Below are 26,960 nucleotides of genomic sequence, written 5' to 3' on the forward strand. Positions count from 1 at the left end.
AAGTTTTGCCCCAGACCTGTATAAGCAGTGCAATCGCTGAAAAGGTTTGTGCTCTGGCGCCCCCCGGCAGCCACGGCAGCACTGGGCAGTTGCAGCCGGCGCGCGACTCTATTGAATGAATGCAACGCAGTGGAGTGTGAGACGAATGGTCGAGACGACAGCCTGGGCAGCGGCGGAAACATTTGCACTCGGCGCTGCGGCCACTGACGACATCCCTGTTCATTTCGTGCCGTCCGACGGCGTCGATGCCATCGGCTCGCTCGACGATGTTCAGCGCGCGTGGCTCAAGGCGCAGAAGTTTTCAGGGAACGCCAAGCGCACCGTTCTCATTCCGGGCGCGGATGGAAACATCGCGTCCGTCGCGCTCGGGATCGGCAACGGCCAGCAGGGGGAACCGAGTGGCCCATCCGAATTGCTTGCCGGGCTTTTGGGTTCAGGCTTGCCGGCGGGAACGTATCGCTTCGCTTCGGAGCTGGGGCACGCCGATCTTGCCGCATTGGCCTGGTCTCTCGGTGCCTACTCGTTTTCGCGCTACCTGAAGAAAGACAAGAATGGCAGCCGCGCCAAGCTGCGGCTCGCCAATGCGGGATCCGATCGCATCATCAATACTGCCGAAGCCGTCTGGCTCGGCCGGGATCTGATCAACACGCCCGCGTCGGATATGGCGCCTGCGGATATCGAAGCCATCGCGCGTGTTCTTGCCGAGCGCCACGGGGCCGATATTTCCGTGACTACCGGCGACGACCTGTTGACGGAGAACTTCCCTCTCATTCATGCCGTCGGCCGGGCGAGCCCGCGGCAGCCGCGTCTCATCGACGTGAGCTGGGGCCCAGCCGGCGCGCCGAAGATCACGCTCGTCGGCAAGGGCATCACGTTCGATACCGGCGGTCTCGACATCAAGCCCGCGAGCGGAATGCTTCTGATGAAGAAGGACATGGGCGGCGCCGCGACGGCGTTGGCGCTCGCGCACATGATCATGGGGCAGGGCCTCAAATGCCGGCTCCGCGTGCTGATCCCGACAGCTGAAAATTCGATCGGCGGCGATGCCTTCCGGCCGGGCGATGTGATCGCGAGCCGTCTCGGTCTCAGCGTCGAGATCGGCAATACGGACGCCGAAGGGCGGCTTGTGCTCGCCGACGCGCTGGCGCTCGCCGACGCGGACGAGCCCGACAGCATCTTCGTGTTCGCAACGTTGACCGGCGCGGCGCGAACGGCACTCGGGCCGGACTTGCCTGCGTTCTTCACGAATGACGACGAACTGGCGCGCAGCCTGCCGCCGCTTGCCGCCTCTATCGGCGATCCGTTGTGGAATCTGCCGCTTTGGGATGGTTACCGCCGTCATATCGACAGCGATATCGCCGACATGAACAACGTCTGGGAATCGCCATTCGCCGGCGCCATTACCGCGGCGTTGTTTCTGAAGCGCTTTGTCACCCGGGCTCGCCGTTTCGCCCACTTCGACCTATATGGGTGGCGACCGGCGGCTCGGCCCCTTGGCCCGAAGGGCGGGGAGCCGCAGACGGCCCGCGCAGTGATGGAACAACTGAGGCGAGAGCTGACCTCGTGACCACTGGAGTTTCGCAACGGACCGCAGGCGCACTCGATCCGCGCCGCAACGTTTTTCGTCCGGATCTCGCGGCGAAGTCGCTCGAGGGCGTGGTTCGCGCCGAGCGTTACGTCACCGGAGAGCCCGGCTTTGTCGTGCGTTCCACGGTGCCGCTTCGCAAGAAACCTGATCCGTCATGCGGTTTCGAAACCGAGGTTTTGTTCGGCGAGAGCCTGACAATCTTCGACGATGCCAACGGCTGGGCGTGGGTTCAGCTGGCGCGCGACGGATACGTCGGCTATCTGCGCTCGGACACGATCGCGCGCGGCGCGATACGTCCAACTCATCGCGTGCAGACGCTCGGCACATTTCTTTACGGCGCACCCGACATCAAGTCGCCGCCGATCATGCACCTCGCACTCAACACGCCGATTGCGGTGATTGGCGGCGACGATCGATTTCTCGAACTCGAGGGTGGCGGTTTCATTTACGCGCGGCACGCTTCGGTGAAAGATCGCTTTGTGCGCGATTATGCGGAAATCGCCGAACGCTTCATCGGTACGCCGTATCTCTGGGGTGGCCGCACGCGCGTCGGAATCGACTGTTCGGGCCTTGTGCAGACGGCGCTACAGGCTGCGGGCATTCCGGCGCCGCGCGATAGCGATATGCAGCAGGCGGAGCTTGGCGACAATGTTCTCGTCTCCGAAGATCTCGAAGGGTTGGCGCGCGGTGACCTCGTGTTCTGGAAGGGGCACGTCGGTATCATGCTTGACGGCGTGATGTTCATTCACGCCAACGCCTATCACATGGTGGTCGCGGTCGAGCCGCTGTCCGAGGCCGCGCGACGGATCGCAAAATCCGGCAGCCATATCTCGGCAATCAAGCGGCTCGCCGGTCACGCGCCGTCGTTCTAATCGTCGCTATTCAGCGGCGATACGGGAGGAAGCGGCGTGTTCGCCATTCTTCGGCCGGCGTCGGCGGAGCGATCCGCCGGTCGCCGATCCAGTCCCAGCCGGGCGCCAGTTCGACGCGCATCGCGACACCGACGAGCGCGTCCGTCATGGCATTGAATATTTCGATCTCGTCGACGCGGCCGGCCTCTATCGCTCGAACGAGGGCCGGGAACAAATCGAACCGCTCGACGGGGCGGTCCTCGTAGGTTTCAGCTGCGAGCTTCAATCCAAATTTCTGATCGGATTTGATCATCAGCTCGAACGGGCAGGCGAGATCGGCATTCGGGACGACGACCATTCGCCAATAGCGCTCGGAAGCGGCGATGCCGATTTCGGCGCAATCGGCCGTTGCCTTGGCCCACGCTTCGAGATCGACGAGTGTCCGCTCGAGGCGGTCCCGGAAGACATCATTGGGAAGCATTATCGATGGATCTCGCATCGGCGATTCGGAACCCCAGGATAGCTGATCCCGGGGGTTCCGAAAGCACGCCGCGGTGACACTCCGCTTTTCAGGAAGCCAGCGCGCGGACCAGCTCTTCGTCCTTCGCCATTGCGCTTTTGAATGCAGGACGGCTCGTCAGGCGCTCGATATAGCTCGCGAATTCAGGCTTTTCGGGCAGCAGCTTGAACAGCGTCATCCAGCGGACCGCAGAACCAATTACGACGTCGGCGGCAGAGAATCGTTCACCAAGAATATACGAACCACCGCTGACCGCGCCGACCAATGCGTTGACTGTGTCGTCGTACGTTCCGTAGCTCATTGCAGAGGCCATCGATGGCTCGATCTTCCGCCAGCGGTCGGCGATGGCGGGTTCGATGGCGCCGTGATTGAAAACGATCCACCTGAGATACGTGCCGCGGGCCGTATCGCCGATGACGGGCGCGAGTTGCGCTTCCGGGAAGAGATCGGCGAGGTAGATCGCAATGGCGCCGACTTCGGTCACGAGCGCATCGCCGTGCGCGATGGCCGGCACTTTTCCCATCGGATTGATGGCGAGGAATTCCGGAGTTTTGTGCTCGCCCTTTTTCATGTTGAGCACTTTGAGCTCGTGAGGCGGGGAGCCAAGTTCCTCAAGCAGCCAGCGGATCGCGAAGGAGCGTGTTTGTGGCGCGTGGTAGTGAACGAGCTTAGGCGTTGCCATTTTCGGCCTCCCTGTTCAGCTCGCGAGCGCTCCCCTGTGGGCGACTTTGAGGTCGAATGCGGCCGCGAGAAGCGCCTTGGTATACTCGTCCTTCGGCTTTTCAAAGATGTCGCGCGCGGGGCCTTCTTCGACGACCTTGCCGTTCTTCATGACGATGACGTAGTTGCAAAGCGCGCGCACGACTTTCAGATCGTGGCTGATGAACAGGTAGGCGAGATCGTGCCTCGTCTGCAGGTCGCGCAGGAGATCGACGATCTGGGCTTGCACGCTCATGTCGAGCGCGCTCGTCGGTTCGTCGAGCATGACGAATTTCGGCTGCAGAACCATGGCGCGTGCGATCGCGATGCGCTGGCGCTGGCCGCCTGAGAATTCATGCGGATAGCGGTCTTGGGACGTCGGATCGAGACCGACCTCGGTCAGTGCAGCGCTTACGCGTTCCCGGCGCTGGTGGTCATCAAGCTCGGGATTTTGAATCGTCAGTCCTTCTTCGATGATCTGGCCCACGGTGAGGCGCGGCGAGAGAGAACCGTAGGGATCTTGGAAGACGATCTGCATTTCCTTGCGGAGCGGGCGCATCTGCTTGTTCGTCAAGCCGTCGATGCGCTTGCCGACGTAAGCGATCGGTCCGTCGGATGAAAGCAGACGCAAAATGGCGAGGCCGAGCGTCGTCTTGCCGGAACCGGATTCGCCGACGACGCCCAAGGTTTCACCGGCTCTGAGCTTCATCGACAACCCGTCGACGGCTTTCACGTAATCGACCGTCCGCTGAAGCAATCCCTGCTTGATGGGGAACCAGACTTTGAGGTTGTCGGTCTCGACGACCACGGGCCGCGTGGTGTCGGTCGTGGGTGGCATTCCTTTGGGTTCGGCTTCGAGGAGATGGCGCGTGTAGGGATGCTTCGGCTCCGTGAAGACTTCTTCCGCCGGTCCCGTTTCGACGATCTCGCCGTGACGCATGACGTAGACGCGCTCAGCCATGCGGCGGACGATGCCGAGGTCGTGTGTGATGAGCAGCATCGCCATGCCCATTTCTTTTTGCAGCGACTTCAGAAGCTCGAGGATTTGCGCCTGGATCGTCACGTCGAGGGCGGTCGTCGGCTCGTCGGCGATCAGCAGGTCCGGCTTATTGGCGAGTGCGATCGCGATCATCACGCGCTGACGCTGGCCGCCGGACAGCTGATGCGGATAGGCGCCGAGCCGCTTTTCGGGCTCGCGAATGCCGACCTTCTTCAGAAGCTCAAGGACGCGTTCGCGGGTTTTGTCATCCGATAGCGATTGATGCAGCTTGATGATCTCGCCGACCTGCTTCTCGATGGTGTGAAGCGGGTTGAGCGTCGTCATCGGCTCCTGGAAGATGATGGAGATGCGCTGGCCGCGGATCGCGCGAAGCTCGGCCGCGTTCATCTTCAGGATGTCCTTCCCCTCGAACAAAATCTCGCCCGTTGGATGGGAGGCGGAATTGGGAAGCAGGCGCAGGATCGACATTGCGGAGACGGTCTTGCCGGAGCCGGATTCGCCGACAAGCGCGACCGTCTCACCCTTGCCGACCGTGAACGACACACCTTTGACAACGCGCACCGCTTCGGCGCCGTCGCCGAAAGCGACAGACAGATTGCGAACATCGACGAGAGGCGTTCCGGCTGACATCAACTCTTGCCCCTGAAGGTCTTTCGCGGATCGAGTGCGTCGCGCACGGCTTCACCCATGAAGATCGCGAGCGACAGGATGATAGAGACGGCGATGAAGCCCGATATGCCGAGCCACGGCGCTTCGAGGTGCTTCTTGCCTTGCAGCAGAAGCTCGCCGAGCGAGGGTGAGCCGGGCGGCATGCCGAGCCCTAAGAAGTCGAGCGCGGTCAGGGCCGCGATGCCGCCCGAAAGCTTGAACGGCAGGAACGTCAGAGTCGCGACCATGGCGTTCGGCAGCAAGTGCTTGAACATGATCTGCCAGTCGGAAAGGCCGAGCGCGCGCGCGGCGCGGACGTATTCGAGGTTGCGGCCACGAAGGAATTCGGCACGGACGAGGCCGACGAGAGACGTCCAGCTGAAGATCATCAAAATTCCGAGCAGCGTCCAGAATCCCGGCACGAAGAGCGACGATATGATGAGCAGCACGAACAGTTCCGGAATCGAGTTCCAGACTTCGAGCAGGCGCTGGAATATGAGATCGACACGGCCGCCGAAGTAGCCTTGCACGGCGCCGGCAACAACGCCGACTGCGGACGAGACGATCGTCAAGATCAGGCCGAACAGGACGGAAATACGGAAGCCGTAGATCACGCGCGCGAGCACGTCTCGCCCTTGATCGTCGAGGCCGAGCCAATTGGTGTTTCCAAGCTCCTCGTAGCGCGCGAGCTGGTCGGGCGGTGCGGGGCAGAGCTTGAGGGACGTTGCCCATGGAGGTGGCGCCGGATAGCCGAGGCAGACGCCGCTTTCGCCGATGCGGCCCGGGTAATCCTTGTTGATCGTCGAATAGGAATACCGGATCGGCGGCCACAGCATCCAGCCGTTGGCGTTGATCTCGTTCGCAATGTCGGGCGTCCTGTAGTCGGTCACGGCGAGGAAGCCGCCGAACTTCTCTTCAGGATAATCGACGAGAACGGGAAACAGGATTTCGCCCTTGTAGCTCGCGATCAGCGGGCGGTCGTTGGCGATGAACTCGGCGAAGAGCGAGGCGACGAACAGGAACGTGAAGATGATGAACGAGCGATAGCCGATCTTATGAGATTTGAACCGGTCCCAGCGGCGGCGGTTGACAGGCGACAGCCGGAAGCGCTGCCGCAGGCGCTCAAGGCGCGATTTCGCGGGTGCCGCTTCCGGGGATACAGTGGCGCCTGATGCGCGATCGGCCCGTTGATCCATCGTCATACCTCGCGCGTCTCGAAGTCGATGCGAGGATCGACGAGGGTATAGACGAAGTCCGACAGGATGCCGACGAACAGGCCGACGAGCGAGAAGATGTAGAGCGACGCGAACACGACGGGATAGTCGCGCTTTTCGATGCTCTCGAACGAGAGAAGGCCGAGACCGTCAAGCGAAAAGATCGTTTCGATCAGGAGCGCGCCCGAGAAGAACGCGCTGATGAAGGCTGCCGGAAAGCCCGAGATGACGAGCAGCATGGCGTTGCGGAAGACGTGGCCGTAAAGGACCTGGCTTTCGGTCAGGCCCTTGGCGCGCGCCGCTACAACGTATTGCTTACGGATCTCGTCGAGGAACGAGTTTTTGGTCAGGAACGTCATCGCGGTGAACGAGCCGACGGCCATCGCGATCATCGGCAGCACGAGGTGCCATAGATAGTCGGTGACTTTGCCGAACGTCGACAGCTGATCCCAGTTATCGGAGAACAGGCCGCGCGACGGGAACCAGTGGAGGAACTGCGAGCCCGCGAACAGGATGAGCAGAAGGACAGCGAACAGGAACCCCGGTATCGCGTAGCCGATCACGAGGACCGCGCTCGACCACGTATCGAAGGGCTCGCCGTCCTTTACGGCCTTGCGGATGCCGAGCGGGATCGAGATCAGATAGGTCAGCAGCGTCATCCAGATGCCGAGCGAGATCGAAACCGGAAGCTTCTCCTTGATCAGCTCCAGTACCGAGACGTCGCGGAAATAGCTCTTGCCGAAATCGAACGTCAGGAAGTTCTTCATCATCAGGTAGAAGCGTTCGTAGGCGGGCTTATCGAAGCCGAACTGCTTCTCGAGACTTTTGATGAAAGCGGGATCGAGCCCCTGGGCGCCACGATATTTCGAGGTGATGGAATCGCCGCCACCGACGCCGAGCTGATTGCTCATGGCTCCGCCGCCGAGGGTGTCGCCACCACCGCCGCCCATGCGGCTGACGATCGAGGACGATTGCCCTGTCAACTCGGCGATCATGCGCTCGACCGGTCCGCCGGGAGCGAACTGGATGATGATGAACGAGAACAGCATGATCCCGAGCAGAGTCGGGATGACCAGCAGTATGCGTTTTAAAAGATAAACAGCCATCAGGGCTTTGCCGGTTGTTCCTGAGTTTGAGCGGTCGGCTTACCGGAGCTTAACGCTGCGGCCTTTGCCGGATCGTACCACCACGTATCGAGTATGCCTGCATCATATTTGGGCTGCACGGCAGGTCGCGCGTATTTGTTCCAATACGCTATCGAGTACGACGCCTTATACCAGTGCGGAACCCAATAATGACCTGCACGGAGCACGCGATCAATGGCGCGCGTCGCTGTGACCAACTCGGCCCGCGATTTCGCTGCGACAACTTTGTCGACGAGGGCATCGATAACGGGATCGGATATGCCGGCGAGGTTGAACGAGCCGTCGGTCTTGGCAGCCTCCGCCCCCCAATAGCTGCGCATCTCGATGCCGGGCGTCAGCCGCAAGGAATATCGCTGGGTCGCGATATCGAAATCGAACGCCTTCACGCGCCGCTCATATTGGGCAGGATCAACGAGCCGCCACGAGGCATCGACGCCTATGCGCTTCAAGTTTTCCGTGTAGGGAACGGTGATGCGTTCGAACATCGCCTCGAAGTCGAGGAATTCGATCGTCAGCCGTTCGCCTTTGTCGTTGTGCAAGAAATTATCGGAGCCGGGTTTCCAGCCCGCGGCGATGAGAAGATCGCGGGCCTTCTTCAGGTTGTCGCGGTTGTTGCCGCTGCCGTCAGTCACCGGCGGCGTATAGGGTTCTTCGAAGACTTCGGGCGCAAGTTTATCTTTGTAGGGCTCGAGCAGCGCCAGCTCTTCAGGGCTCGGCTTCCCCGTCGCCTTCATGTCGGAATTTTCGAAGTAGCTCGTCGTGCGCTTGTAGAGCCCGTAGAACAATTTCTTGTTCGACCATTCGAAATCGAAAACGAGATCGAGCGCCTGACGAACGCGCGGGTCCTTGAACTTGTCGCGGCGGGTGTTGAGGAAATAGCCCTGCGCCCCGGACGGGCGATCATCCGGCAGCGACGCCTTGAGCAGCCGCCCTTCGCGGACGGCGGCAATCTCGTAACCGGTTGCCCAGCTGATGCTCGAGAACTCCTCGCGGAGGTCGAAGTTGCCCGACTTTATCGCCTCTAGTTCGATGTTGCGGTCGCGATAATAGTCGTAGCGAACCTCGTCGAAGTTATAGCGGCCCTTGTTTACGGGCAGATCCTTCGCCCAATAATCCTCGCGCCGCGTGTAGGTGATGTCGGTGCCGGGATTGAAGCTTTTGATCTTGTAGGGCCCGGAGCCCAGCGGCGGCTTCAGGGACGTCTCTTCGAACGGCTGAGTGGTGTAATAGGCCTTCGACAGAACGGGGAGCTGCGCGACGATGATCGGCAGATCGCGCACCAAGTTGCCCTTGAATGTGTAGCGCACCGTTTCCTTATCGAGCGCTTCCGCTGAGACGACGTCGTGCAGCGTCATCGAGATCGCGGGATGACCTTTTTCCTTCAAGATGCCGAAGGAAAAGACGACGTCTTCGGCCGTCAGCGGCGACCCGTCGTAGAATTTCGCTTCGGGGCGCAGCTTGAACGTCACCGACATTTTGTCGGGTGCTACGTCGGCCGACTTGGCGACGAGGCCATAGACGGCATCGGGCTCGTCCTGCGCGCGCACCATCAAGGCATCGAACATGGAGTCGAGGCCCTGGGCGGCGTCGCCTTTCAGGATGAACTGGTTCAACGTGTCGAACGTGTTGGCGCCGCCGGTTCCCGACGTCACCATGCGGCCGCCCTTTGGCGCATCCGGATTGACGTAGTCGAAGTGCTGGAAATCCGCCGGGTATTTAAGCTCGCCGAAAACCGAGAGACCATGCCGCGGTTCGGCGCTTGCGATCCTCGCGCATGACACGGAGAACAGCAGCGCCAGCGCGGTGAAGAACGTCACCGGGAGAAGCGTGGTCTTTCGAGCTGAGTGAGATCCTGGCACGCGGCTCATTTTCCCTTCGCGGCTTGAACGGCCTTCGCCTTGTCGGCGTCGGACCACCAGACCTGTGTCAGACCCGCTGTCTGCGACGGCAATTTCGCCGGGCGTCCGAAGATGTCCCAGTAGGCGAGGCGTTCGTAGGGATAATTCCAGTGCGGCACGACGTAGTTATTCCACAGCAGCACGCGGTCGAGCGCGTGGGTTGCCGCAACGAGATCGTCGCGATCCTTTGCGAACACGATCTTGTCGACGAGCTTGTCGACTGCGGGGTTCTTGATGCCGGCCGTATTGCGGCTGCCCGGCTTGTCGGCCGATGCCGAGCCCCAGAAATCCCGCTGCTCGTTGCCGGGCGAGTTCGACTGGGCAAACGTGTCGACTATGATGTCGAAGTCGCGATTGTCTTCGCGCTGCTTATACTGCGCATCGTCGACGTTACGCACGGTCGCCTTGATGCCGAGAGCGGAAAGGTCTTTCACGTAAGGCAGGATGATCCGTTCGAACGTATCGCCATTGATCAGGAATTCGACCGTCATCTGCTCGCCCTTATCGTTGCGAAGGGCGCGCGCAGTCGAGCCCGATGAAAGGCCGATCGTCTTCTTGATCTTGCACCAGGTGCCGCACGACGGATCGTCGACTGCTTCGCTCCTGATTTTCCAGCCTGCGGCTTCGAGAAGTTTCAGAGCCTCCTGCTGATGCTTGCGGTAATCGCCTTCCTGGGCGTTGACCGGGTTCTTCCATTCGGTCGTGAAGACTTCCGGCGGGACCTCGTCTTTTACTTCGTTCAGGATTTCGAGTTCGCGGCCCTGTGGCAGGCCGGTTGCCGCCAGATCGGAATTGGCGAAGTAGCTATCAACCCGCTGATAGAGGTCGAAGAACAGCTTCTTGTTGGTTTCCTCGAAATTGAAAAGCAGGTTGAACGCCTGGCGCACACGCGGGTCTTGGAATTGCGGGCGGCGGAGATTGAAGACGAATGCCTGCATCGGCGCGACGCGCTTGACCGGGATCGCTTCCTTTTTCACGAGGCCCTTCTTCAGGGCGTCGAAATTGTACTGCGTCGCCCAGGCTGCTGCCTGGTTCTCGCCCCACACGTCGAGGGATCCGGTCTTGAAGTTTTCGAAGGCGGGCGTGCGGTCGCGATAATACGTGAATTCGAGAGTGTCGAAATTCTGCTGTCCGCGCATTACGGGCAGATCTTTCGCCCAGTAGTCGGGGACGCGCTCGTAGCTGATCTTGCGGCTCGTATCGACCGACTTGATTTTGTAGGGGCCATTGCCGAGCGGCGGCTCGACAGTGGTCTCGGCGAGACTGCGCTGCTTGCCGTTGGCGGCTTTGCCTTCCCAGTAATGCTTCGGCACGACGTTCAGCTCGCCGACAATCATCGGCAACTCACGATTGCCAGCCTTGTCGAACGTGAACTTCACCTCGTGATCGCCGGTCTTTTCGGCCTTTACGACGTTCTTGTAGTAGAACGCGTAGAACGGATTGACCTTCTTGAACTCGTCGAACGAGAAGATCACGTCTTCAGGCGTGATGGGTTGGCCGTCCTGAAATTTCGCTTCGGGGCGGAGCTTGAAAGTCACCGAGGAAAAATCATCCGGATAGGACGCGCACTCGGCGATGAGCGCGTATTGCGTTGAGGGCTCGTCAAGGCTCGGCGTGAACAGGCTGTCGTACAACAGTCCGAGTCCCGCGGCCTTGACGCCTTTGTCGGAGAATGGGTTCAGCGTGTCGAAGGTGCCGTTTGCCCATTGGCGCACGGTCCCGCCCTTCGGCGCGTCGGGATTGACCCAATCGAAATTTTTGAAGTCGGGTCCGTATTTCGGCTCGCCGACGAGAGACATGGCGTTGCGGCACTGAGATTCGTCCGCACTTGCCAGGTTCGGCCAGAAACTCAAGAACGCCAGCGCGGCAACCATGAACGGCGTCAGGCGCATCTGCATATTTGAATTCGTCCTTCCAACTCTCGCTTGCAATGACAGCTCAACATGGCGCGTTAACATAGCTTCGGCGCCCCGGGGAATAAGGCCGCCTGGCCGGAGATAAGCCGGACATGAAACGACCCCGCCAAGTGCCCGGCAGGGTCGCAAAGTTTTCCGTTCTTAGCGAGTTAAAACGCCGTCATTTTGGCAGTGGAACGGGGGTATCTGCAAGCGTCGCCAGATAGGCAATTACGTCTGCTTCATCAGACGCGGTGGGGAGGCCCTTGAACACCATTTTGGTGCCCGGAACGAAGGTTTTGGGCCCATGGAGAAAATGCGCAAGTTCTTCGAACGACCAGTTGCCACCCTTGGACTTCATGGCTTCAGAATAGCTGAAACCGGGGAAGCTCGCCTTCGGGCGATTAACGACGTCCCACAGGTTCGGACCAACGGTCGCCGCCTTGCCTTTTTCGGACACATGGCAGGCCTGGCATTTCTTGAATATGGCCTTGCCGTTTTCGGGATTTGCCTTCGCCAGGAGTGCGACGACTTCTTCACCGCCGCCGCCAGCTGCGGGCGCGGCTTCCGCGGCGCTTTCCTTCGATGTCGCGGCCTCGGCAGCTGGTGCTGCAGCCGGCAGCACGAATCCGGGCTTTTCGGGCGTATGCCCGATGTTCATGTCGATCGCTGTCTTCACTCCGAAAATCAAAAGCAGCGCCGACAGCACAGCGCCCGCTATCTTCGTGAACTCGAAACTGTCCATTTATCTTCGCTCCCTCTTCGGCTTCCCCTAGGCACGCGCAATTCAAGGTGACGAGATCGATTTGCGGTATATAAGCTCGTCCGCCCCGCACGCACGTCGACGTTTTTTGAATGTCGATAGCGATATCGTGGCAATTTGTCACCGAACAAAAGAACTCACCGCAGTGGCCCAAGAAACTCTCATCCTCATACCGGCGCGGATGCAGGCGACGCGGCTTCCCGGCAAGCCGCTCGCGGACATTCATGGAAAGCCGATGATCGTCCACGTCTGGCAGCGCGCGGTCGACGCGAATGCGGGTCGCGTCGTCGTCGCGACCGATAGCACCGAGATTTTACAGGCTGTGAAGGCGGCCGGCGGCGAGGCCGTCATGACGCGGGCCGATTGCGCATCGGGCTCGGATCGCATCCACGAGGCCGTCACCAAGGTCGATCCGGCGCGGAAAGCGGAGATCATCGTCAATCTGCAGGGCGACCTGCCGACGCTCGATCCGCGGCTCGTATCGGATTGCGTCGCGCCGCTCGCGTCGGGTGAAACGGATATCGCGACGCTTGCCGCGCTCATTTCCGATGACGAGGAGCGTCACAATCCGAACGTCGTCAAGGTCGTCGGGACGCCGATCGGCGAGAACCGGCTCCGGGCGCTTTATTTCACGCGCGCGACCGCGCCTCACGGCGAGGGGCCGCTCTTTCATCACATCGGGATTTACGCTTATCGCCGCGACAGTCTCGAACGCTTCGTCGGGCTGCCTCCAGCGGTTCTCGAGAAACGCGAAAAACTTGAACAATTACGGGCACTTGAGGCTCAAATGCGCATCGACGTCGCTATCGTTGACACCGTTCCTCTCGGTGTCGATACTCCCGCCGACCTTGAGCGCGCCCGCCGCCTCATCACGCCTTAGCATCTTCTCCCGGACAATCGACAGGCTATGACAAATCAATCAGGCTCCGAGCTCGGCGCCGGCAAAATCTCGTACCAAGGTGAGCCGGGGGCGAATTCGCATCTGGCGGCGCGCGAAGCTTATCCAGATTCCGAAAGCGTCGCCTATCCGACGTTCGAGGACGCCTTGGCGGCGGTCAAAACGGGGGAAGCGCAGTACGCGATGATCCCGGTCGAAAATTCCGTCGCCGGGCGCGTCGCCGACATCCATCATCTGATGCCCGATGCCGGTCTCTATATCGTCGGCGAGCACTTTCTGCGGGTACGCCACCAGCTGATGGCGAAGCCCGAAGCCAGCATGTCGACGATCAAGCGAGTCATGAGCCACACGCAGGCGCTCGGCCAGTGCCGGAATACGCTGCGCATGCTCGGCCTGAAACCCGTTCCGGAAGCCGACACCGCCGGGTCCGCGCGTCTCGTTGCGGAAAGCGACGACGTTACAACGGGCGCCATCGCGTCGAGGCTTGCCGCCGAAATCTACGGCCTGAAGATCCTGAAGAGCGACGTCGAGGATCAGGAGCACAACACGACGCGGTTCGTCATTCTGGCGAAGGACCCGGACGACGCGGAGCCTGGAAACGGCCCCGTCATGACCACGTTCCTCTTCCGTGTCCGCAACGTGCCGGCGGCCCTCTACAAGGCGCTCGGGGGGTTTGCGACGAACGGCGTCAACATGACGAAGCTCGAGAGCTATCAGGAAGAGGGCACCTTCAACGCGACGATGTTCATCGCCGATATCGAAGGCCACCCGGTCGACAGGCCCGTTCAGTTGGCGCTGGAAGAGCTCTCGTTCTTCTCGACGCAGACGAAAATTTTCGGCACGTATCCGGCGAGCCGATACCGGAAGGAAGCCCGCGAACTCGCCGCGAACGGCCTCGTGCCGATCAAGCGCCCAGGCTGACGGGCAGAGGACATCGAGGCACCTCAGAATTTCGAGGATGAGTTAAATCCTTGATCTTCCGAAGGGTTGTACTTTTCGGCTGCCCGGCCCATTATAGGAGCGGGAGGTTGGTGACGGACGAATTCGTCGCCAACCGGGTCAGGTCCGGAAGGAAGCAGCCCTAACGATCAGAAGTCGGGTCGTTCGCCAGCCTCCTTTTTATTCGCTCACGAGCGCAATTCGGATCGCAAGGGCGATCCGGCGCTCTCCGCAGGGGCGCGGTCTCCTACACGAGTCTTGGCGCGGGTCGCCTTGCTCCCTCGCCCTTCGGGCGAAAGTTGGCTCAGGGATCATGGCAAAGAAAAAATCAGATGCGTCGGACGGCGTCGAGGCTTCTGGCGGCTCAGAGCCCGCGAAGCCTTATGTCGTCCTGGCGCGGAAGTACCGTCCGGCGACGTTCGACGATCTGATCGGGCAGTCGGCCATGGTGACGACGCTCCGGAACGCCTTTGCGTCGGGGCGGATCGCTCAAGGCTACATGCTGACCGGCGTGCGCGGCGTCGGTAAGACGACGACGGCGCGAATTCTGGCGCGCGCGCTCAATTACGAAGCGCCCGGCTACGACAAGCCGACGATCGACATGCCGGGTCTCGGCGTTCACTGCAAAGACATCATGGAGGGCCGTCATCCGGACGTGCTCGAAATGGACGCCGCGTCGAACACCGGCGTCGACAACATTCGCGAAATCATCGAGAGCTCGCAGTACACGCCGCTCGTAGCGCGCACGAAAGTCTTCCTCATCGACGAGGTTCACATGCTGTCGAAGGGGGCGTTCAACGCGCTCCTGAAGACGCTTGAAGAGCCGCCGGCGCACGTCCGCTTCATCTTCGCGACGACGGAAATCCGCAAGGTTCCCGTGACCGTGCTGTCACGCTGTCAGCGGTTCGATCTGCGCCGTGTCGAGCAGCCGGTGCTTGCCCAACATTTTCAGAAAATCGTCGGCGCCGAGGGTGCGAGCGCCGATGCGGATGCCTTGCAGCTGATCGCGCGTGCGGCCGAGGGCTCGGTTCGCGACGGGCTTTCCATTCTCGATCAGGCCATCGCGATGGGCGAGGGGCATGTGACCGCCGCGAAGGTGCGCGACATGCTCGGTCTTGCCGACCGTGCACGCATTTTCGATCTCGCCGAATGTCTGTTCCGCGGCGATGTCGCCGGCGCGATTCAAGCGCTGTCGTCGCTGCATCGTGATGGTGCCGAGGCGGCCGAGATCATATCGGACCTTGCCGAATCCGTGCACGCGATCGCGCGCGTCAAAGCCGTGGGCGGAGAGCCTGCGGGCGAAGGCCTGACGGCGGAAGAAAAAGCCCGGCTGAAGGATCTCGGCGGGCGGCTTTCGATGCCGTACCTGTCGCGCGCCTGGCAGATGCTCATCAAAGGTTTCGAGGAAACGGCGCGGGCGCCCAATCCGCGCGTGGCAGCCGAGATGGTTCTCATTCGCCTTGCGTACACGTCGGATCTGCCGACGCCGGACGAATTGATCCGTGCGCTGGGTGGCGGCGCCGTGCCGGCGCGTCGTCAGGCTCTTCCCGCGGGCGACGGAGGCAGCACTGGCGACCAGCGTCAGCCGCTCAATTCGCGCGCTAGCACCCCGGTTGCCGAAAGCTTCGACGACGAGGCGGGGGACGCATTCGAGTTCGACGACGGCGAACCGATCGGCGATGACGAAGACGACGGAGAAAGTCCGAGTGCTTTTCCTCTCGCCAATCCGCGTTCGTTCGACGAGGTCATCGCGCTTGCGAGCGCGAAGCGCGATGTGAAGCTCACGATCCATCTCGAAGATCATGTGAGCCTCGTGAAATTCGATGCGGCCGCGGGATCGATCGATTTGTTTCTTTTTCCCGAGGCGCCTCCGGAGCTTCCCAACGAGCTGCGCGAGAAACTCAATGCCTGGACGAACCGGCGCTGGGTTGTTTTGCTTTCGAAAGAAGCCGGTGCTCCGGCCGTCGGCGCCGTGCGCAGACAACGCGAAGCGGCCGAACTCGAATCGCTGAAAGCGCATCCGGCGGTGCGTGCCGTGCTCGAAGCGTTTCCCGATGCGAAGATCGCCGAGGTGCGGCGAATCGCCGGCCGTGAGACTGATACGGACAGCGAGAGTGAAGCCGTCTAAAGCTTGAGCCGATTACGGCGTGTTGCCGCGAGGACGATATGAAAGACATTATGGGAATGATGAAGCAGGTGGGCCAGATGCAGGCTCGCCTGAAAGAGATGCAGGACGATCTCGCCAAGGCCGAGCATGAGGGCCAGTCGGGCGGCGGTCTCGTGCATCTGACCGTCGACGGCAAAGGCGAAGTGAAACGCGTGCGGATCGATCCGAGCCTGATGAAGCCGGACGAAGTCGAGATCCTCGAAGATCTGATCGTCGCCGCGGCGGTGGACGCGCGCAGCAAGGTCGATACGGCCATGCAGGACAAGATGGCCGAGATCACCGGCGGGCTTCCGTTGCCGCCAGGCATGAAGCTTTTCTAGAAACTCGAAGACCTGCGAGGTCTCATCATCGCATCGGCTCTCCCGGCATCGCACTGAATGTCTCGCAAAACCGCAGGCCCTGAAATCGAGCGCCTCGTGCAGCTGCTGGCGCGGTTGCCGGGCCTTGGGCCGCGCTCGTCGCGCAAGGCGGTGCTGTCGCTGCTCAAGCGGCGGAACGAGTTGCTCGTTCCTCTATCGGAAGCTTTGCAGCAGGCCATCGCGAAAATCGCCGAATGTCCGGTGTGCGGAAATCTCGATACGGTTTCGCCGTGCAGCATCTGCGCCGATCCGCGCCGCGATACGAGCTTGATCGTGGTCGTCGAGGAAGTTGGCGATCTGTGGGCGCTCGAACGTGCGGGCGTCGTCTTCGCGCAATATCACGTGCTCGGCGGGCATCTGTCGCCACTCGACGGCGTCGGCCCGGACAAGCTCAACATTGCGAGCCTCGTGGGGCGGGCGCAATCACCGGACGTCAAAGAAATTCTGCTCGCGCTCAACGCCACCGTCGAGGGCCAATCGACGGCGCATTTTATTTCGGATCAACTCGTGTCGGCGGACGTTACGGTATCGCGCCTTGCGCAAGGCGTTCCGATCGGCGGCGAACTCGATTATCTCGACGATGGTACGCTCGCCGCCGCGTTCAAAGCCCGGCGCAAACTGTAGGTGCCTCCCTCATCCCGGCGAAGGCCGGGATCTATCCAGGCCCACAGTAACGACCTCTTGCTTGGACGGATCCCCGCCTACGCGGGGATGACGATGGGAAGTGGTTGAGAGAGCCAAGCGAATGGCGGAAGTCGAAATCGTCCGGCGGGGTGGGGAAGGTCCGAAGTTCGTCACCGGGTCGCTCCTGCGCCACATTCTGTCGATGACGACGGCAGGCGCCGTCGGGTTGATGGCGATCTTCATCGGCGACCTCGCAAATATCTATTTTCTGTCGCGCCTTGGCGATGAAGCGATCGTCGCCGCGGTCGGATATGCGAGTTCCATCCTCTTCTTTTCGACGTCGATCGGCATAGGATTGTCGATTGCCGCGACGTCGCTGATCGCCCCGGCGCTGGGTGCCCGCAGACGCGTTCGCGCACGCCGGTTGTCGGCGAATGTGCATGTACTCTCATTTCTATTTTCAGCGGCCGCCAGCGTTGCGATCTGGTTTGCCATTCGGCCTCTGCTCGAACTTCTGGGCGCGACCGGCCGCACGCTCGAACTGGCGAGCTTCTATCTCGTCGTCCTGGTGCCGACGCTGCCTCTCCTGTCGCTCGGCATGACGTCGGCGGCTGTGCTGCGTTCGGTCGGGGACGCGCGCCGCGCTATGCACGTCACGTTGTCGGGCGCCATCGTCAACACGATCCTCGACCTCATTTTCATCGTGCATTTCGGAATGGGCCTCGAGGGCGCGGTGCTGTCGTCGTTGCTGGCGCGCATCGTGATCATGGGCGTCGGCCTCTACGGCGTCATCTCGGTTCACGACCTGATGGGGCGGCCGAAAATCGCAACGCTCAAGCAAGATGCTTCGCCCTTCTGTCTTATCGCGGGCCCTGCGGTGCTGACCAATATCGCGCCGGCGGTCGGGAACGGTTACATCACGCTCGCGATATCGGCCTATGGCGACGCCGCGGTTGCGGCGTGGGCCATCATCGGGCGCATTACGCCGGTCGCGTTCGGGGCGATTTACGCCCTCTCAGGCACCGTGGGGCCCATTCTCGGCCAGAATTTCGGCGCCCGCTCGCCGTCACGAATGCGGGACGTGTTCACGCTGTCGCTGTTGACGATGGCGGCGTTCACGGGCCTCGCGTGGCTCATTCTGGCACTCGTCGCCCATCCGCTCGCCAGTCTCTTCAAGGCGGGACCGGAGGCGCGCGATTTGATCGTCTTTTTCTGTCGCTGGCTGTCGCCGCTGTTCGTTTTTCTCGGCACGGTTTTCATCACCAACGCGGTATTCAATACGCTCGGTCGCGCCCATCTCTCGACGCTGTTGAATTGGGGGCGGGCGACCGTCGGAACCGTGCCGTTCGTGCTGCTCGGCGGCAAGTTTTACGGGGCCGAAGGCGTGCTGGCTGGAAATATGATCGGCGGCGTCGCGTTCGGTTTGATTGCCATAATAGCAGGATACAGGCTGATCGCCCGGGTTGGGGAAACGCTGAAGCTTTAGGCTTCGTCGTTGCGCTTTTCCGCGACGCAGTTTCTAGATCGTCCGGGGACGTCCTATTGAGCCGATTGGGCTCAGGGATTTGCATACGGGGGAACCGGCGTGGGCATTGCGCAGCGCATTCTCGTCACCGGCGCATCTGGCTTCATCGGCCAGCAGGTGGTCCGGATGCTTGCCGACCGCGGCTACAGCGTCCGCGCGGCGTCGCGCCAGCCGATCGTCTTCGACAGTCCGCGGGTCGAGGGTGTGGCCGTCGGCGACATGTCGCGATCGTTCGCCGCCGAATTTCTGGTTCGGGGTGTCGATGCGGTGGTGCATGCGGCCGGTTTGTCTCATGCCCGCACGAATTTGCCCGATGCGGCCTACGCGGCGATAAATGTTGATGCAACTCGCCAGCTTGCCCGGGCGGCCCGCGCGGCGCGCGTGAAGCGGTTCGTGCTGATGTCCTCCATTCGCGCGCAAGTGGGTGCGACGCATCCGGGCGTCGTCACCGAGACGACGTTTCCGACGCCGACGGACGCCTATGGCCGGTCGAAGCTCGCGGCCGAGGGGATCCTTGCGAAGATGCTCGAGGGATCGCCGACACATTGGACCGTGCTTCGCCCCGTGCTCGTCTACGGCGGCGGCGTCAGGGGCAATATGGCGACGTTGATGCGGCTTGCCGCTTTGCCGATGCCGCTGCCATTCGCGGCGCTCAAGGCTCGCCGGTCGCTGCTCAGTATCGGCAATCTGCTCAGTGCCATTCAGTATGTGCTGCAAACCCAAACGGCCGAGAACGCGACATTCATTGTGGCCGACCCGGCGCCGTTAACAATAGCGGAGATCATTCGGGCGTTACGCCGGGGCGCCGGGCGGCCTGAAATGCTCCTGCCGGTTCCGGAAGGGTCCCTCGTGGCGCTGCTTCGGATGGTCGGAAAGCCGCATTTCGCGGACCGGCTGACGGGCGATCTCGTCGTCGATGCCGTGCGCCTCAGGCGGATCGGATGGGCCCCGCCAGAGGAGACGATGGGGGCGCTTGCAGCGTCGGCGCGGGCCGGCCCCAGCTCCGAGCGGCCAAAACCTCCACGGTATAGAGCCGCACGCCATTGACCGGCGCTGCGGGCTTTCATATGTCAGCCTCATGGCTGTTCTTCCGATAATCACCATTCCTGATCCCGTGCTGCGCAAGATCTCCGATCCTGTCGAGCGCGTGGACGATGCCGTCGTCAAGCTGATGGACGACATGCTCGAGACTATGTACGACGCGCCGGGCGTTGGACTTGCCGCCGTTCAGGTCGGCATCCTAAAGCGGGTCGTCGTCATCGACGCGGCGGAGGACAAAGAGGCCCCGAGGCCGATCGCCATGGCAAACCCGGAACTCATCGCCATAGGGCAGACGACCCGGGTGCATGAAGAGGGCTGTCTTTCCATTCCGGATGTGCATGTCGAGATCGAGCGGCCGTCGACGGTGACCGTGCGCTACATCGACCGCTACGGCAAAGAGCAGGAGCTCGAGGCGGACGGCTTGCTTGCCACGGCCATTCAGCACGAGATCGATCATCTCGACGGACAGCTGATCATAGATTTCCTTTCGCGGCTGAAGCGCGACATCATCATCCGCAAGTTCAAGAAGCAGGTCAGAACCGGCGGAGACTGAACTCTGGTGCGCGTGCGGCCGGCTGGGCCTTCAGGGCAGTCGTACGCGCCAACATAAACGGGCGACATGCCGCTCAATATCGTCTTCATGGGGACACCTGATTTCTCGGTGCCGGTGCTCGATGCGATCGCGTCGGCCGGACATCGCGTTGTCGCGGTCTACAGCCAGCCGCCGCGGCCGGCGGGGCGCGGCATGGCGGAAGTCAAATCGCCCGTTCAACGCCGTGCCGAAGAGCTTGGAATTGAAGTCCGGACGCCGGTGAACTTCAAAAACGATGGGGATCGCGAGGCCTTCGCGGCGTTGAACGCCGACGTGGCCGTGGTCGTCGCCTACGGTCTGCTGCTGCCGAAGCCGGTTCTCGATGCGACGCGGCTCGGCTGTTTCAACGTTCATGCTTCGAAGCTGCCGCGATGGCGCGGGGCTGCGCCGATCCAGCGCGCGATCATGGCGGGCGACAAGGTGACGGCCGTCAACATCATGCGGATGGAGCAGGGGCTCGACACGGGGCCGGTCTGCCTCGGCCGAGACGTTCCCATTTCTGGCAGCATGACCGCCGGAGAGTTGCACGACGAGCTGTCTAAGCTCGGTGCGTCGCTGATGGTCGAAGCGCTCGCCAAGATCGAGGCGGGTGAGATCGACTGCGTGCCGCAGCCGGCCGAGGGCGCGACCTATGCCGCCAAGATCGGCAAGGGCGAGACGCGTATCGATTTCTCGCGCCCGGCTGGCGAAGTCATCAATCACGTTCGCGGGCTTTCACCGTACCCCGGTGCGTGGTTCGAGATCACAATTGGCGGCAAGGCCGAACGGATCAGGGTGCTGACGGCGACGGCGGCCGACGGTAAGGCCGAGCCGGGCACGCTCATCGACGACAATCTGACGATTGCTTGCGGGACGGGCGCCATTCGCGTCGAAAGATTGCAGCGGGCGGGAAAGCAACCGATGGCTGCGGCGGACTTCCTTCGCGGCACACGGCTCGCGGCGGGGTTACGTCTCGCCTGTTAATCATAGGCGTGAAAGGCTCTGAGACTTTCGCGGCGTGCGGTTAATCTTCGCGAGTGATTCCTCGGTCCGGAGAACCAGCCGTGCTTTCAAAGTTTGCGCTTCGTCTAGCAGCCTGCGGTTCGGCGATGTGCGCGCTGGCAGCGTCAGCGAGTGCCGATAGCTTCACGACCCGGATCGAGACGCGTCCTTACTACGGCGCCGTCGTAACGCTCGAACATGGCGTTCACGTCTATCGCCCGTTGCCGCCGGATCGCTACGTCGTCATCAACCCCGATCGGGTTCCGTTGTCGCTCAGCATCAGCGAGACGAACATCTACGGGCGGCGCTCGCCGGCGATCTATGATGGCGGCGGGAATGTCTACACGGGCGATGGGCTCTACCACGCACCTGCCTGGGGCCGGGCTGTGCAGTGGCGGCCGGGTTTCTATCGTATCGGCGGACCGCGCGGGGGCTTGCATCCGGGTCATCACGGCAAGCCGCACGCGGTTCAACCGGCGCATTAGCGCATCGACGTGACACTCGACGATAAAGGGCCGTTGAGCCGGTGCCCGGCAAAGGCTAGGGATGGCCGAAGCATTTTTTCAACCTGAGCCCGATGCCGCGCTACCGCATTACCATCGAATACGACGGCACGCCTTTCGTCGGCTGGCAGAGACAGGCCGAGGGCCTATCGATCCAAGGCCTGCTCGAAGACGCAATTCGTAAATTCACCGGCGAAACCGTCGGCGTTCGCGGCGCAGGCCGCACCGACGCTGGCGTTCATGCGCTGGGGCAGGTTGCGCATGTCGATTTGACGAAGGACTGGGCGGCCTCGCGCGTGCGCGACGCGATGAATTTTCATCTGCGTCCGCATCCGATCGGCATCGTCGCGTCGGACGCCGTCGATGCCACGTTCGACGCGCGGTTCAGCGCCGTGATGCGTCATTACAGATACCGGCTTTTGACCCGTCGCGCGCCGCCGATCCTCGACAAGAACCGGGTCTGGTGGACGATGCGCGATCTCGATGCCGAGGCAATGGCCGATGCCGCCAAGGTCTTCGTCGGACGACACGACTTCACGACATTCCGCGCGGCGCAATGCCAGGCGCCCTCGCCCGTGAAGACGCTCGATGTCTTCGACATCACGCGTTCGGGCGACGAAATCGTTTGCGAGATATCGGCGCGGTCGTTTCTGCACCATCAGGTGCGGTCGATGGTCGGCAGCCTGAAGCTCGTCGGCGAAGGGAAGTGGTCGCGCGAGGATATCGTTTCGGCGCTCGCGGCGCGCAATCGCGAGGCGTGCGGGACGGTGTCGCCGGCATCAGGCCTCTATCTCGTTGGTGTGGACTACCCCGAGGACGCCGTTAAGCCGTCTTCGTATCCTCAGTCACGATCGCCAGAAATTCCTGACGTGTGATGGGGTTGTCGCGGAAGGCGCCGAGCATTCTGCTCGTCACCATGTCGGTGCCGGGCTTCATCACACCGCGCGTCGTCATGCAGTGATGCTCGGCCTTGATCATGACGGCGACGCCCTGCGGCTGCAGCACGTCCTGGATCGTGTTGGCGATCTGCGCGGTCATCTTCTCCTGGATCTGGAGACGCTTGGCGTAGGCATCGACAACTCGGGCGAGCTTCGAGATGCCGACGACGCGGCCGTCGGGGATATAGCCAACCCAAGCGCGGCCGATGATCGGCGCCATGTGATGCTCACAGTGGCTTTCGAAGCGAATGCCGCGGAGCACGATCATCTCGTCATAGCCTTCGATCTCTTCGAAGGTCTTCTGGAGGATCGCCACTGGGTCCTGGTCGTAGCCGCGGAAATATTCCTCGAATGCCTTCGTCACGCGGGAAGGCGTTTCCTTCAGGCCATCGCGCGAAGGATCGTCACCCGTCCAGCGGAGGATCGTCTTGACGGCTGCTTCAACCTCGGCGCGCGTCGGCTTGTTATCTGAATTCATTGGAAAACACTGGTTGTTATTGGAAGGGGGGATCGTAGCACGGCTTTGGACGTCGGCCCTTATAGACCCATCGGATTCGAGACGGCAAACGTCACCTTGACGCCGGTAGGATGGGGGCCGCCGTTAGATGGGAATAGAGACGCGGTTTGTCGATATGGGACGCCTCTCGCAGTTAACATGGGGTACGGAAGGGATACGGCGCGCGTTTCCGGCCGGATCACCCCCGTCAATTTTTGCCTGTCAAAGCAGCGTGCCGCGCAGGACAAGCAGCGCGACGCTGAAATAGATCATCAAACCGGTCACATCGACGAGCGTCGCGACGAACGGGGCCGAGGCGCTGGCTGGGTCGAAGCCGAGGCGTTTCAGTATGAAGGGCAACATGGAGCCCGTCAGCGAGCCGAAGGTGACGATGCCGACGAGCCCCAATCCCACCGTCAATGCCACCAGTCTCCAGTGCTCGCCGTAATCGAAGATACCGAGTTGCTGCCATAGTGCGATCCGGGCCATGCCGATCACGCCCAGGATAACGCCAAGCGTCACTCCGGTCGGGATTTCCCTCATGGCCACGCGCCACCAGTCGCGCAGACGCAACTGACCAAGTGCCAGTGCGCGAATGAGTAGCGAGGTGGACTGCGAGCCGGAATTGCCGCCCGAGCTCATGATGAGCGGGATAAAAAGGGTAAGCACGACGGCTTTTTCCAGCTCGTCGGAATAGTGCTGCATGGCGCTGGCTGTCAGCATTTCGCCGAGAAAGAGCGCGGAAAGCCAGCCCGCGCGTTTCCGGATCATCTCCACGAAGCCGATCTGCAGATACGGCTCCGCGATACCTTCGACGCCGCCGAACTTTTGAACGTCTTCCGTACTTTCAGCGAGGATCGCATCGACGACGTCGTCGACGGTGACGATGCCGAGCACGCGATGCCGCGCGTTCAGGACTGGCACGGCGAGAAGGTCGTGGATCGAGATCAGACGCGCCACTTCTTCGCGGTCCGTGTCGGGTGAAACCCAGACGGGATCGCGGTCGGGCGCCACGTCGAGGATCGACTGATCGGGTTCTCCCATGATCAGCTGACGCAACGTGACCGTCCGCACGAGTTCGCGCGATTGGGGGTCGAGGACATAGATCGCGTAGATCGTTTCCCGCGTGTGTTCCACCTCGCGGATCAGCTTCAGGGTTTCGGCTACGGTGTAGGTCGAAGGAACGCTGACGAACTCGGTCGTCATGATGCTGCCGGCGGTGCCTTCAGGGTAGGCAAGCAGCAGTTTCAGGGATTGGGCGGTTTCGAAGTCGAGCAGGGCCAGCAGCTTGGTGCGGTCGGGCCCATCAAGCTGGCGGAGGGTGTCGGCCGCGCGGTCCGCGGACATGCCCTTGAGCACTTGGCCCGCGAATTCGTCGGGAAGTTCGAGGATGAGATCGCCGGCGCGCGCAAGTTCGGGCCGGTCGAATATTTCGACAACGCGATCAAGGGGCAATTCGGCGAGTATCGAGCCTGCCGTCTCGAGGTCCAGCTCATTCAGCTGGGCGACAATATCGGCATCGTGCTCTTCTAGCAGCTCGACCAAGACAATCGGATCGACGTCTTCACCCGATGCAGTGCGGATGTTTTCCATGGCTCACCTTCCGATCCGCCGTTGCAACGGATCGTGGCGAGCCGACCCCGGAGGTCAGGCCACGAGCCGCAACGGCCGAAGCATTCGACTACTGTCGCCAGACAAGGGTTGGGTTCCTTCGAAATCGCGGCGCCGAAATCATGGCGGCCACAAGCCCACATGATCCGATTGACAATAATAGTCAAGGGCAGGGGAAGCCGCTTTTTTGGGCGGCCCGGCCGGCGGCTTTCAGTCGTCGATAAGGTCAGCGCACCTCTCAAAAGGTGTTTGAAAGGCCCTCGGCCTCTTGGTGCTGCAATGATAATCTGTATACACACTATTGGAGGTGGCGAGTCTCGACGGGCTAGCCGGCGGCCGAGGGGCACCAATGCTTACACTCGTCATCAGCTTGCCTCTTTCAACTCAACGTCAGGAAAAGATTTCGGCCGGGCTGCAAGCAGCCGGGATGTCGTTTTCCATGCTTCCGGGCGTCGTCGGAAGTGAGCTTTCTGAGGCGGAGATCGGGTCTTTTGCTCCCTTCCGGTTCATGGCGCGCTTCCGCCGCGAGATCGGGCCGGCGGAGGTCGGATGCACGCTATCTCACAAGCTCGCACTCGAAACATTTCTGGCCAGCAGTGAGTCGACAGCGCTGATCCTGGAGGACGACGCGGTGATCCCGTCGAACCTCGGCGATGCGATTGCTCTTCTCGTCGATCGCCTGCCCGGGAACTGGGGTATTCTCAAAGTCGGGGGCATTGGAGGCGTCAGGGGGCGACTGCTGCAGGAAACCGCTGTGGGCAAGATCGTGGAGACACATGCGACGACGGTTTGCGCGCATGCTTATGTCGTCTCGCGGCAGGGCGCTTCGCAGCTATTGCGCCGAATTCTGCCGATCCAATTTCCGTATGACATTTATCTGCGGGATACGCACGTGCATGGCGCGAGGACGTTCGAGGTCGTGCCGACGCTCGTTGTGCAAGAGGATCTTGCCGGGTCACGGATTCAATGTGACCGGATGGAGAGGCCTCCTTCGTCCGACCTGCGCAGCTTTGTCGCCTACCGCGCCTGGAAACTCGGCCACGAAATCAGGCGGCGTGCCCATATCGTCAAGACGATCGGGTTGAGCGCGGCGGTCGCGCCGAGCCGGATAACCCGACATTCTTAGCGAGCCAAGCAGACGCTCCAACTTTCAATTCAGTCCCGGGTTAGCCATCAAATTTGACTCGGACGACTCCGCATGCCAAGGCATGCCTCCATGCAGTCATGTGCTTATTATTCGCGCTTTCGCCACCAAGGGGGGCAGCTTCTCGAGGGCATCTAGCCCCGGGTTCCGGAGCATTGCGGCTCGGGCTCGGGACAACGCGAAAGACTGGCGTACGCCGTCTTTCAAATGATTGACTATCCCCTCTCGAAGGCCAGCACTATGACCCGAAGCACCAGAACGGGGCGACCTCCTGTTCATCTCATCGATACCGAGGCAGACAATCTAACCAATCTTGCATTGGGTGTGGCCGAGTCCATGCCTCAGGTCAGCGAACTGCTGATGAGCGAGATTGCGCGCGCCACCATGCATAGAGCGACGCGCATGCCTTCCGACGTCGTCACAATGCATTCGACCGTCGAATTCACTGACGAGGGGAGCGGTGCTGAACGCACAGTGCAGCTCGTTTACCCTGCGGAGGCGGATATATCGAACGGGCGAATTTCGATTCTCACGCCCGTCGGCGCGGGGCTGATTGGCTTGCGCGAAGGTCATTCGATCCGCTGGCCCGATCGCGAAGGGCGTGAACGGCAATTGACGATTCAAAAAGTCACGCAGCCCGTTCGGAGCCAATAAATTATCCGCCGCGCCGTTCAAGCAATGCTGGCCATGGGGGTCATTTAACAGGTCGCCGCCCTGGCTTGTCCCAATCGGGACAGGTCAGGCCAAGTGCCACCCAGATGTCCGTGCCGATCTTCACCACTGAGCGCGTGTCGATTGCGGCGCAGCCGGGGGAGCCGCCGAACGAGACACCAATAGCTGTCGCGGTCGATGAGGTTGCTGCAATTTATCCGGCGCACTCCGGGGCGCGACGGAGTCGCGGCGCGGAATTCAGATTTTCCA

General features: G+C 61.6%; 25 protein-coding genes and 1 other RNA gene. 16 read left to right on the plus strand and 10 right to left on the minus strand.

Annotation, left to right across the window (positions count from 1 at the left end):
- The first annotated feature begins 145 nt into the window (after window positions 1–145).
- The gene (locus AC1DK3_RS10885; protein ID WP_477192217.1) at window positions 146–1,567 is read left to right on the plus strand and encodes a leucyl aminopeptidase family protein; all 1,422 of its coding nucleotides are present in this window, start codon (window positions 146–148) and stop codon (window positions 1,565–1,567) included.
- Window positions 1,564–2,460 (plus strand): C40 family peptidase, encoded by an 897-nt coding sequence (locus tag AC1DK3_RS10890; protein ID WP_477192218.1) that lies wholly within the window; start codon window positions 1,564–1,566, stop codon window positions 2,458–2,460. The genes AC1DK3_RS10885 and AC1DK3_RS10890 overlap by 4 nt, the downstream gene beginning before the upstream one ends.
- Window positions 2,461–2,470: 10 nt before the next feature.
- Here the strand turns inward: AC1DK3_RS10890 and AC1DK3_RS10895 are convergent, their stop codons facing one another.
- From AC1DK3_RS10895 to AC1DK3_RS10930, 8 genes are all read right to left on the minus strand, one after another.
- Window positions 2,471–2,920: a hypothetical protein gene (locus AC1DK3_RS10895; RefSeq protein WP_477192219.1), complete on the minus strand. Its 450-nt coding sequence runs from the start codon at window positions 2,918–2,920 to the stop codon at window positions 2,471–2,473.
- A gap of 88 nt (window positions 2,921–3,008) precedes the next feature.
- Window positions 3,009–3,641, minus strand: a complete 633-nt coding sequence (locus AC1DK3_RS10900; protein ID WP_477192220.1) for a glutathione S-transferase family protein — start codon at window positions 3,639–3,641, stop codon at window positions 3,009–3,011.
- Between the two features lie 15 nt (window positions 3,642–3,656).
- Complete coding sequence (locus tag AC1DK3_RS10905; RefSeq protein ID WP_477192221.1) at window positions 3,657–5,288, minus strand: ABC transporter ATP-binding protein; 1,632 nt, start codon at window positions 5,286–5,288, stop codon at window positions 3,657–3,659.
- Window positions 5,288–6,502, minus strand: a complete 1,215-nt coding sequence (locus tag AC1DK3_RS10910; protein WP_477192910.1) for an ABC transporter permease — start codon at window positions 6,500–6,502, stop codon at window positions 5,288–5,290. The genes AC1DK3_RS10905 and AC1DK3_RS10910 overlap by 1 nt, the downstream gene beginning before the upstream one ends.
- 2 nt (window positions 6,503–6,504) lie before the next feature.
- The gene (locus tag AC1DK3_RS10915; RefSeq protein WP_477192222.1) at window positions 6,505–7,626 is read right to left on the minus strand and encodes a microcin C ABC transporter permease YejB; all 1,122 of its coding nucleotides are present in this window, start codon (window positions 7,624–7,626) and stop codon (window positions 6,505–6,507) included.
- Window positions 7,626–9,533: an extracellular solute-binding protein gene (locus AC1DK3_RS10920; protein ID WP_477192223.1), complete on the minus strand. Its 1,908-nt coding sequence runs from the start codon at window positions 9,531–9,533 to the stop codon at window positions 7,626–7,628. The genes AC1DK3_RS10915 and AC1DK3_RS10920 overlap by 1 nt, the downstream gene beginning before the upstream one ends.
- Window positions 9,530–11,461, minus strand: a complete 1,932-nt coding sequence (locus tag AC1DK3_RS10925; RefSeq protein WP_477192224.1) for an extracellular solute-binding protein — start codon at window positions 11,459–11,461, stop codon at window positions 9,530–9,532. Before AC1DK3_RS10925 ends, AC1DK3_RS10920 begins: the two co-directional genes overlap by 4 nt.
- 178 nt (window positions 11,462–11,639) lie before the next feature.
- Entirely contained in the window at window positions 11,640–12,203 is a 564-nt protein-coding gene (locus AC1DK3_RS10930) for a c-type cytochrome (protein ID WP_477192225.1), read from the minus strand.
- Window positions 12,204–12,366: 163 nt separating this feature from the next.
- Here AC1DK3_RS10930 and AC1DK3_RS10935 point away from each other — a divergent pair, with 163 nt between their 5' ends.
- From AC1DK3_RS10935 to truA, 12 genes are all read left to right on the plus strand, one after another.
- On the plus strand, window positions 12,367–13,101 hold the full coding sequence (locus tag AC1DK3_RS10935; protein ID WP_477192226.1) for a 3-deoxy-manno-octulosonate cytidylyltransferase: 735 nt from the start codon (window positions 12,367–12,369) through the stop codon (window positions 13,099–13,101).
- A gap of 27 nt (window positions 13,102–13,128) precedes the next feature.
- A complete protein-coding gene (locus AC1DK3_RS10940; protein ID WP_477192227.1) occupies window positions 13,129–14,040 on the plus strand; it encodes a prephenate dehydratase in 912 nt (303 codons plus the stop codon).
- Window positions 14,041–14,142: 102 nt separating this feature from the next.
- An RNA gene (gene ffs / locus AC1DK3_RS10945) (signal recognition particle sRNA small type) lies at window positions 14,143–14,238 on the plus strand.
- A gap of 133 nt (window positions 14,239–14,371) precedes the next feature.
- Window positions 14,372–16,186 carry a DNA polymerase III subunit gamma/tau gene (locus AC1DK3_RS10950; protein WP_477192228.1) on the plus strand — a complete coding sequence of 605 codons (1,815 nt, stop codon included), beginning with the start codon at window positions 14,372–14,374 and terminating at the stop codon, window positions 16,184–16,186.
- Between the two features lie 38 nt (window positions 16,187–16,224).
- Window positions 16,225–16,545 (plus strand): YbaB/EbfC family nucleoid-associated protein, encoded by a 321-nt coding sequence (locus AC1DK3_RS10955; protein WP_339081992.1) that lies wholly within the window; start codon window positions 16,225–16,227, stop codon window positions 16,543–16,545.
- A gap of 57 nt (window positions 16,546–16,602) precedes the next feature.
- Entirely contained in the window at window positions 16,603–17,208 is a 606-nt protein-coding gene (gene recR / locus AC1DK3_RS10960) for a recombination mediator RecR (RefSeq protein WP_477192229.1), read from the plus strand.
- Window positions 17,209–17,329: 121 nt separating this feature from the next.
- The gene (locus tag AC1DK3_RS10965) at window positions 17,330–18,694 is read left to right on the plus strand and encodes an MATE family efflux transporter (RefSeq protein ID WP_477192230.1); all 1,365 of its coding nucleotides are present in this window, start codon (window positions 17,330–17,332) and stop codon (window positions 18,692–18,694) included.
- 99 nt (window positions 18,695–18,793) lie between these two features.
- Window positions 18,794–19,780, plus strand: coding sequence for an NAD-dependent epimerase/dehydratase family protein (locus tag AC1DK3_RS10970; protein ID WP_477192231.1), 987 nt, complete (start codon window positions 18,794–18,796; stop codon window positions 19,778–19,780).
- A gap of 31 nt (window positions 19,781–19,811) precedes the next feature.
- Window positions 19,812–20,327 (plus strand): peptide deformylase, encoded by a 516-nt coding sequence (def, locus tag AC1DK3_RS10975; RefSeq protein ID WP_477192232.1) that lies wholly within the window; start codon window positions 19,812–19,814, stop codon window positions 20,325–20,327.
- 66 nt (window positions 20,328–20,393) lie between these two features.
- Window positions 20,394–21,329 (plus strand): methionyl-tRNA formyltransferase, encoded by a 936-nt coding sequence (fmt, locus tag AC1DK3_RS10980; protein ID WP_477192233.1) that lies wholly within the window; start codon window positions 20,394–20,396, stop codon window positions 21,327–21,329.
- A gap of 80 nt (window positions 21,330–21,409) precedes the next feature.
- Window positions 21,410–21,832 carry a hypothetical protein gene (locus AC1DK3_RS10985; RefSeq protein ID WP_477192234.1) on the plus strand — a complete coding sequence of 141 codons (423 nt, stop codon included), beginning with the start codon at window positions 21,410–21,412 and terminating at the stop codon, window positions 21,830–21,832.
- A 92-nt stretch (window positions 21,833–21,924) separates the two neighbouring features.
- The gene (truA, locus tag AC1DK3_RS10990) at window positions 21,925–22,725 is read left to right on the plus strand and encodes a tRNA pseudouridine(38-40) synthase TruA (RefSeq protein WP_477192235.1); all 801 of its coding nucleotides are present in this window, start codon (window positions 21,925–21,927) and stop codon (window positions 22,723–22,725) included.
- Here the strand turns inward: truA and folE are convergent.
- Complete coding sequence (gene folE / locus AC1DK3_RS10995) at window positions 22,673–23,266, minus strand: GTP cyclohydrolase I FolE (protein ID WP_339082009.1); 594 nt, start codon at window positions 23,264–23,266, stop codon at window positions 22,673–22,675. The genes truA and folE overlap by 53 nt on opposite strands.
- A 240-nt stretch (window positions 23,267–23,506) precedes the next feature.
- Window positions 23,507–24,877 (minus strand): magnesium transporter, encoded by a 1,371-nt coding sequence (gene mgtE, locus AC1DK3_RS11000; RefSeq protein WP_477192236.1) that lies wholly within the window; start codon window positions 24,875–24,877, stop codon window positions 23,507–23,509.
- Between the two features lie 367 nt (window positions 24,878–25,244).
- Between mgtE and AC1DK3_RS11005 the strand changes: the two genes are divergently transcribed.
- Window positions 25,245–26,021: a glycosyltransferase family 25 protein gene (locus tag AC1DK3_RS11005; protein WP_477192237.1), complete on the plus strand. Its 777-nt coding sequence runs from the start codon at window positions 25,245–25,247 to the stop codon at window positions 26,019–26,021.
- 258 nt (window positions 26,022–26,279) lie between these two features.
- The gene (rnk, locus tag AC1DK3_RS11010) at window positions 26,280–26,693 is read left to right on the plus strand and encodes a nucleoside diphosphate kinase regulator (protein ID WP_477192238.1); all 414 of its coding nucleotides are present in this window, start codon (window positions 26,280–26,282) and stop codon (window positions 26,691–26,693) included.
- Window positions 26,694–26,960 lie beyond the last annotated feature (267 nt).

The organism is Hyphomicrobium sp. 01T421, from assembly GCF_056398805.1.

Excerpts from the sequence above, each read along its gene's own strand:
- AC1DK3_RS10925 (WP_477192224.1), bottom strand. The coding sequence starts at position 11,461 with ATGCAGATGCGCCTGACGCCGTTCATGGTTGCCGCGCTGGCGTTCTTG.
- def (WP_477192232.1), top strand. The coding sequence starts at position 19,812 with ATGGCTGTTCTTCCGATAATCACCATTCCTGATCCCGTGCTGCGCAAG.
- AC1DK3_RS10905 (WP_477192221.1), bottom strand. The coding sequence starts at position 5,288 with ATGTCAGCCGGAACGCCTCTCGTCGATGTTCGCAATCTGTCTGTCGCT.
- AC1DK3_RS10900 (WP_477192220.1), bottom strand. The coding sequence starts at position 3,641 with ATGGCAACGCCTAAGCTCGTTCACTACCACGCGCCACAAACACGCTCC.
- AC1DK3_RS11005 (WP_477192237.1), top strand. The coding sequence starts at position 25,245 with ATGCTTACACTCGTCATCAGCTTGCCTCTTTCAACTCAACGTCAGGAA.
- AC1DK3_RS10950 (WP_477192228.1), top strand. The coding sequence starts at position 14,372 with ATGGCAAAGAAAAAATCAGATGCGTCGGACGGCGTCGAGGCTTCTGGC.
- AC1DK3_RS10930 (WP_477192225.1), bottom strand. The coding sequence starts at position 12,203 with ATGGACAGTTTCGAGTTCACGAAGATAGCGGGCGCTGTGCTGTCGGCG.
- AC1DK3_RS10910 (WP_477192910.1), bottom strand. The coding sequence starts at position 6,502 with ATGGATCAACGGGCCGATCGCGCATCAGGCGCCACTGTATCCCCGGAA.
- rnk (WP_477192238.1), top strand. The coding sequence starts at position 26,280 with ATGACCCGAAGCACCAGAACGGGGCGACCTCCTGTTCATCTCATCGAT.
- AC1DK3_RS10885 (WP_477192217.1), top strand. The coding sequence starts at position 146 with ATGGTCGAGACGACAGCCTGGGCAGCGGCGGAAACATTTGCACTCGGC.
- AC1DK3_RS10895 (WP_477192219.1), bottom strand. The coding sequence starts at position 2,920 with ATGCTTCCCAATGATGTCTTCCGGGACCGCCTCGAGCGGACACTCGTC.
- AC1DK3_RS10915 (WP_477192222.1), bottom strand. The coding sequence starts at position 7,626 with ATGGCTGTTTATCTTTTAAAACGCATACTGCTGGTCATCCCGACTCTG.
- recR (WP_477192229.1), top strand. The coding sequence starts at position 16,603 with ATGTCTCGCAAAACCGCAGGCCCTGAAATCGAGCGCCTCGTGCAGCTG.
- mgtE (WP_477192236.1), bottom strand. The coding sequence starts at position 24,877 with ATGGAAAACATCCGCACTGCATCGGGTGAAGACGTCGATCCGATTGTC.
- truA (WP_477192235.1), top strand. The coding sequence starts at position 21,925 with ATGCCGCGCTACCGCATTACCATCGAATACGACGGCACGCCTTTCGTC.
- AC1DK3_RS10920 (WP_477192223.1), bottom strand. The coding sequence starts at position 9,533 with ATGAGCCGCGTGCCAGGATCTCACTCAGCTCGAAAGACCACGCTTCTC.
- AC1DK3_RS10965 (WP_477192230.1), top strand. The coding sequence starts at position 17,330 with ATGGCGGAAGTCGAAATCGTCCGGCGGGGTGGGGAAGGTCCGAAGTTC.
- AC1DK3_RS10940 (WP_477192227.1), top strand. The coding sequence starts at position 13,129 with ATGACAAATCAATCAGGCTCCGAGCTCGGCGCCGGCAAAATCTCGTAC.
- fmt (WP_477192233.1), top strand. The coding sequence starts at position 20,394 with ATGCCGCTCAATATCGTCTTCATGGGGACACCTGATTTCTCGGTGCCG.
- AC1DK3_RS10955 (WP_339081992.1), top strand. The coding sequence starts at position 16,225 with ATGAAAGACATTATGGGAATGATGAAGCAGGTGGGCCAGATGCAGGCT.
- folE (WP_339082009.1), bottom strand. The coding sequence starts at position 23,266 with ATGAATTCAGATAACAAGCCGACGCGCGCCGAGGTTGAAGCAGCCGTC.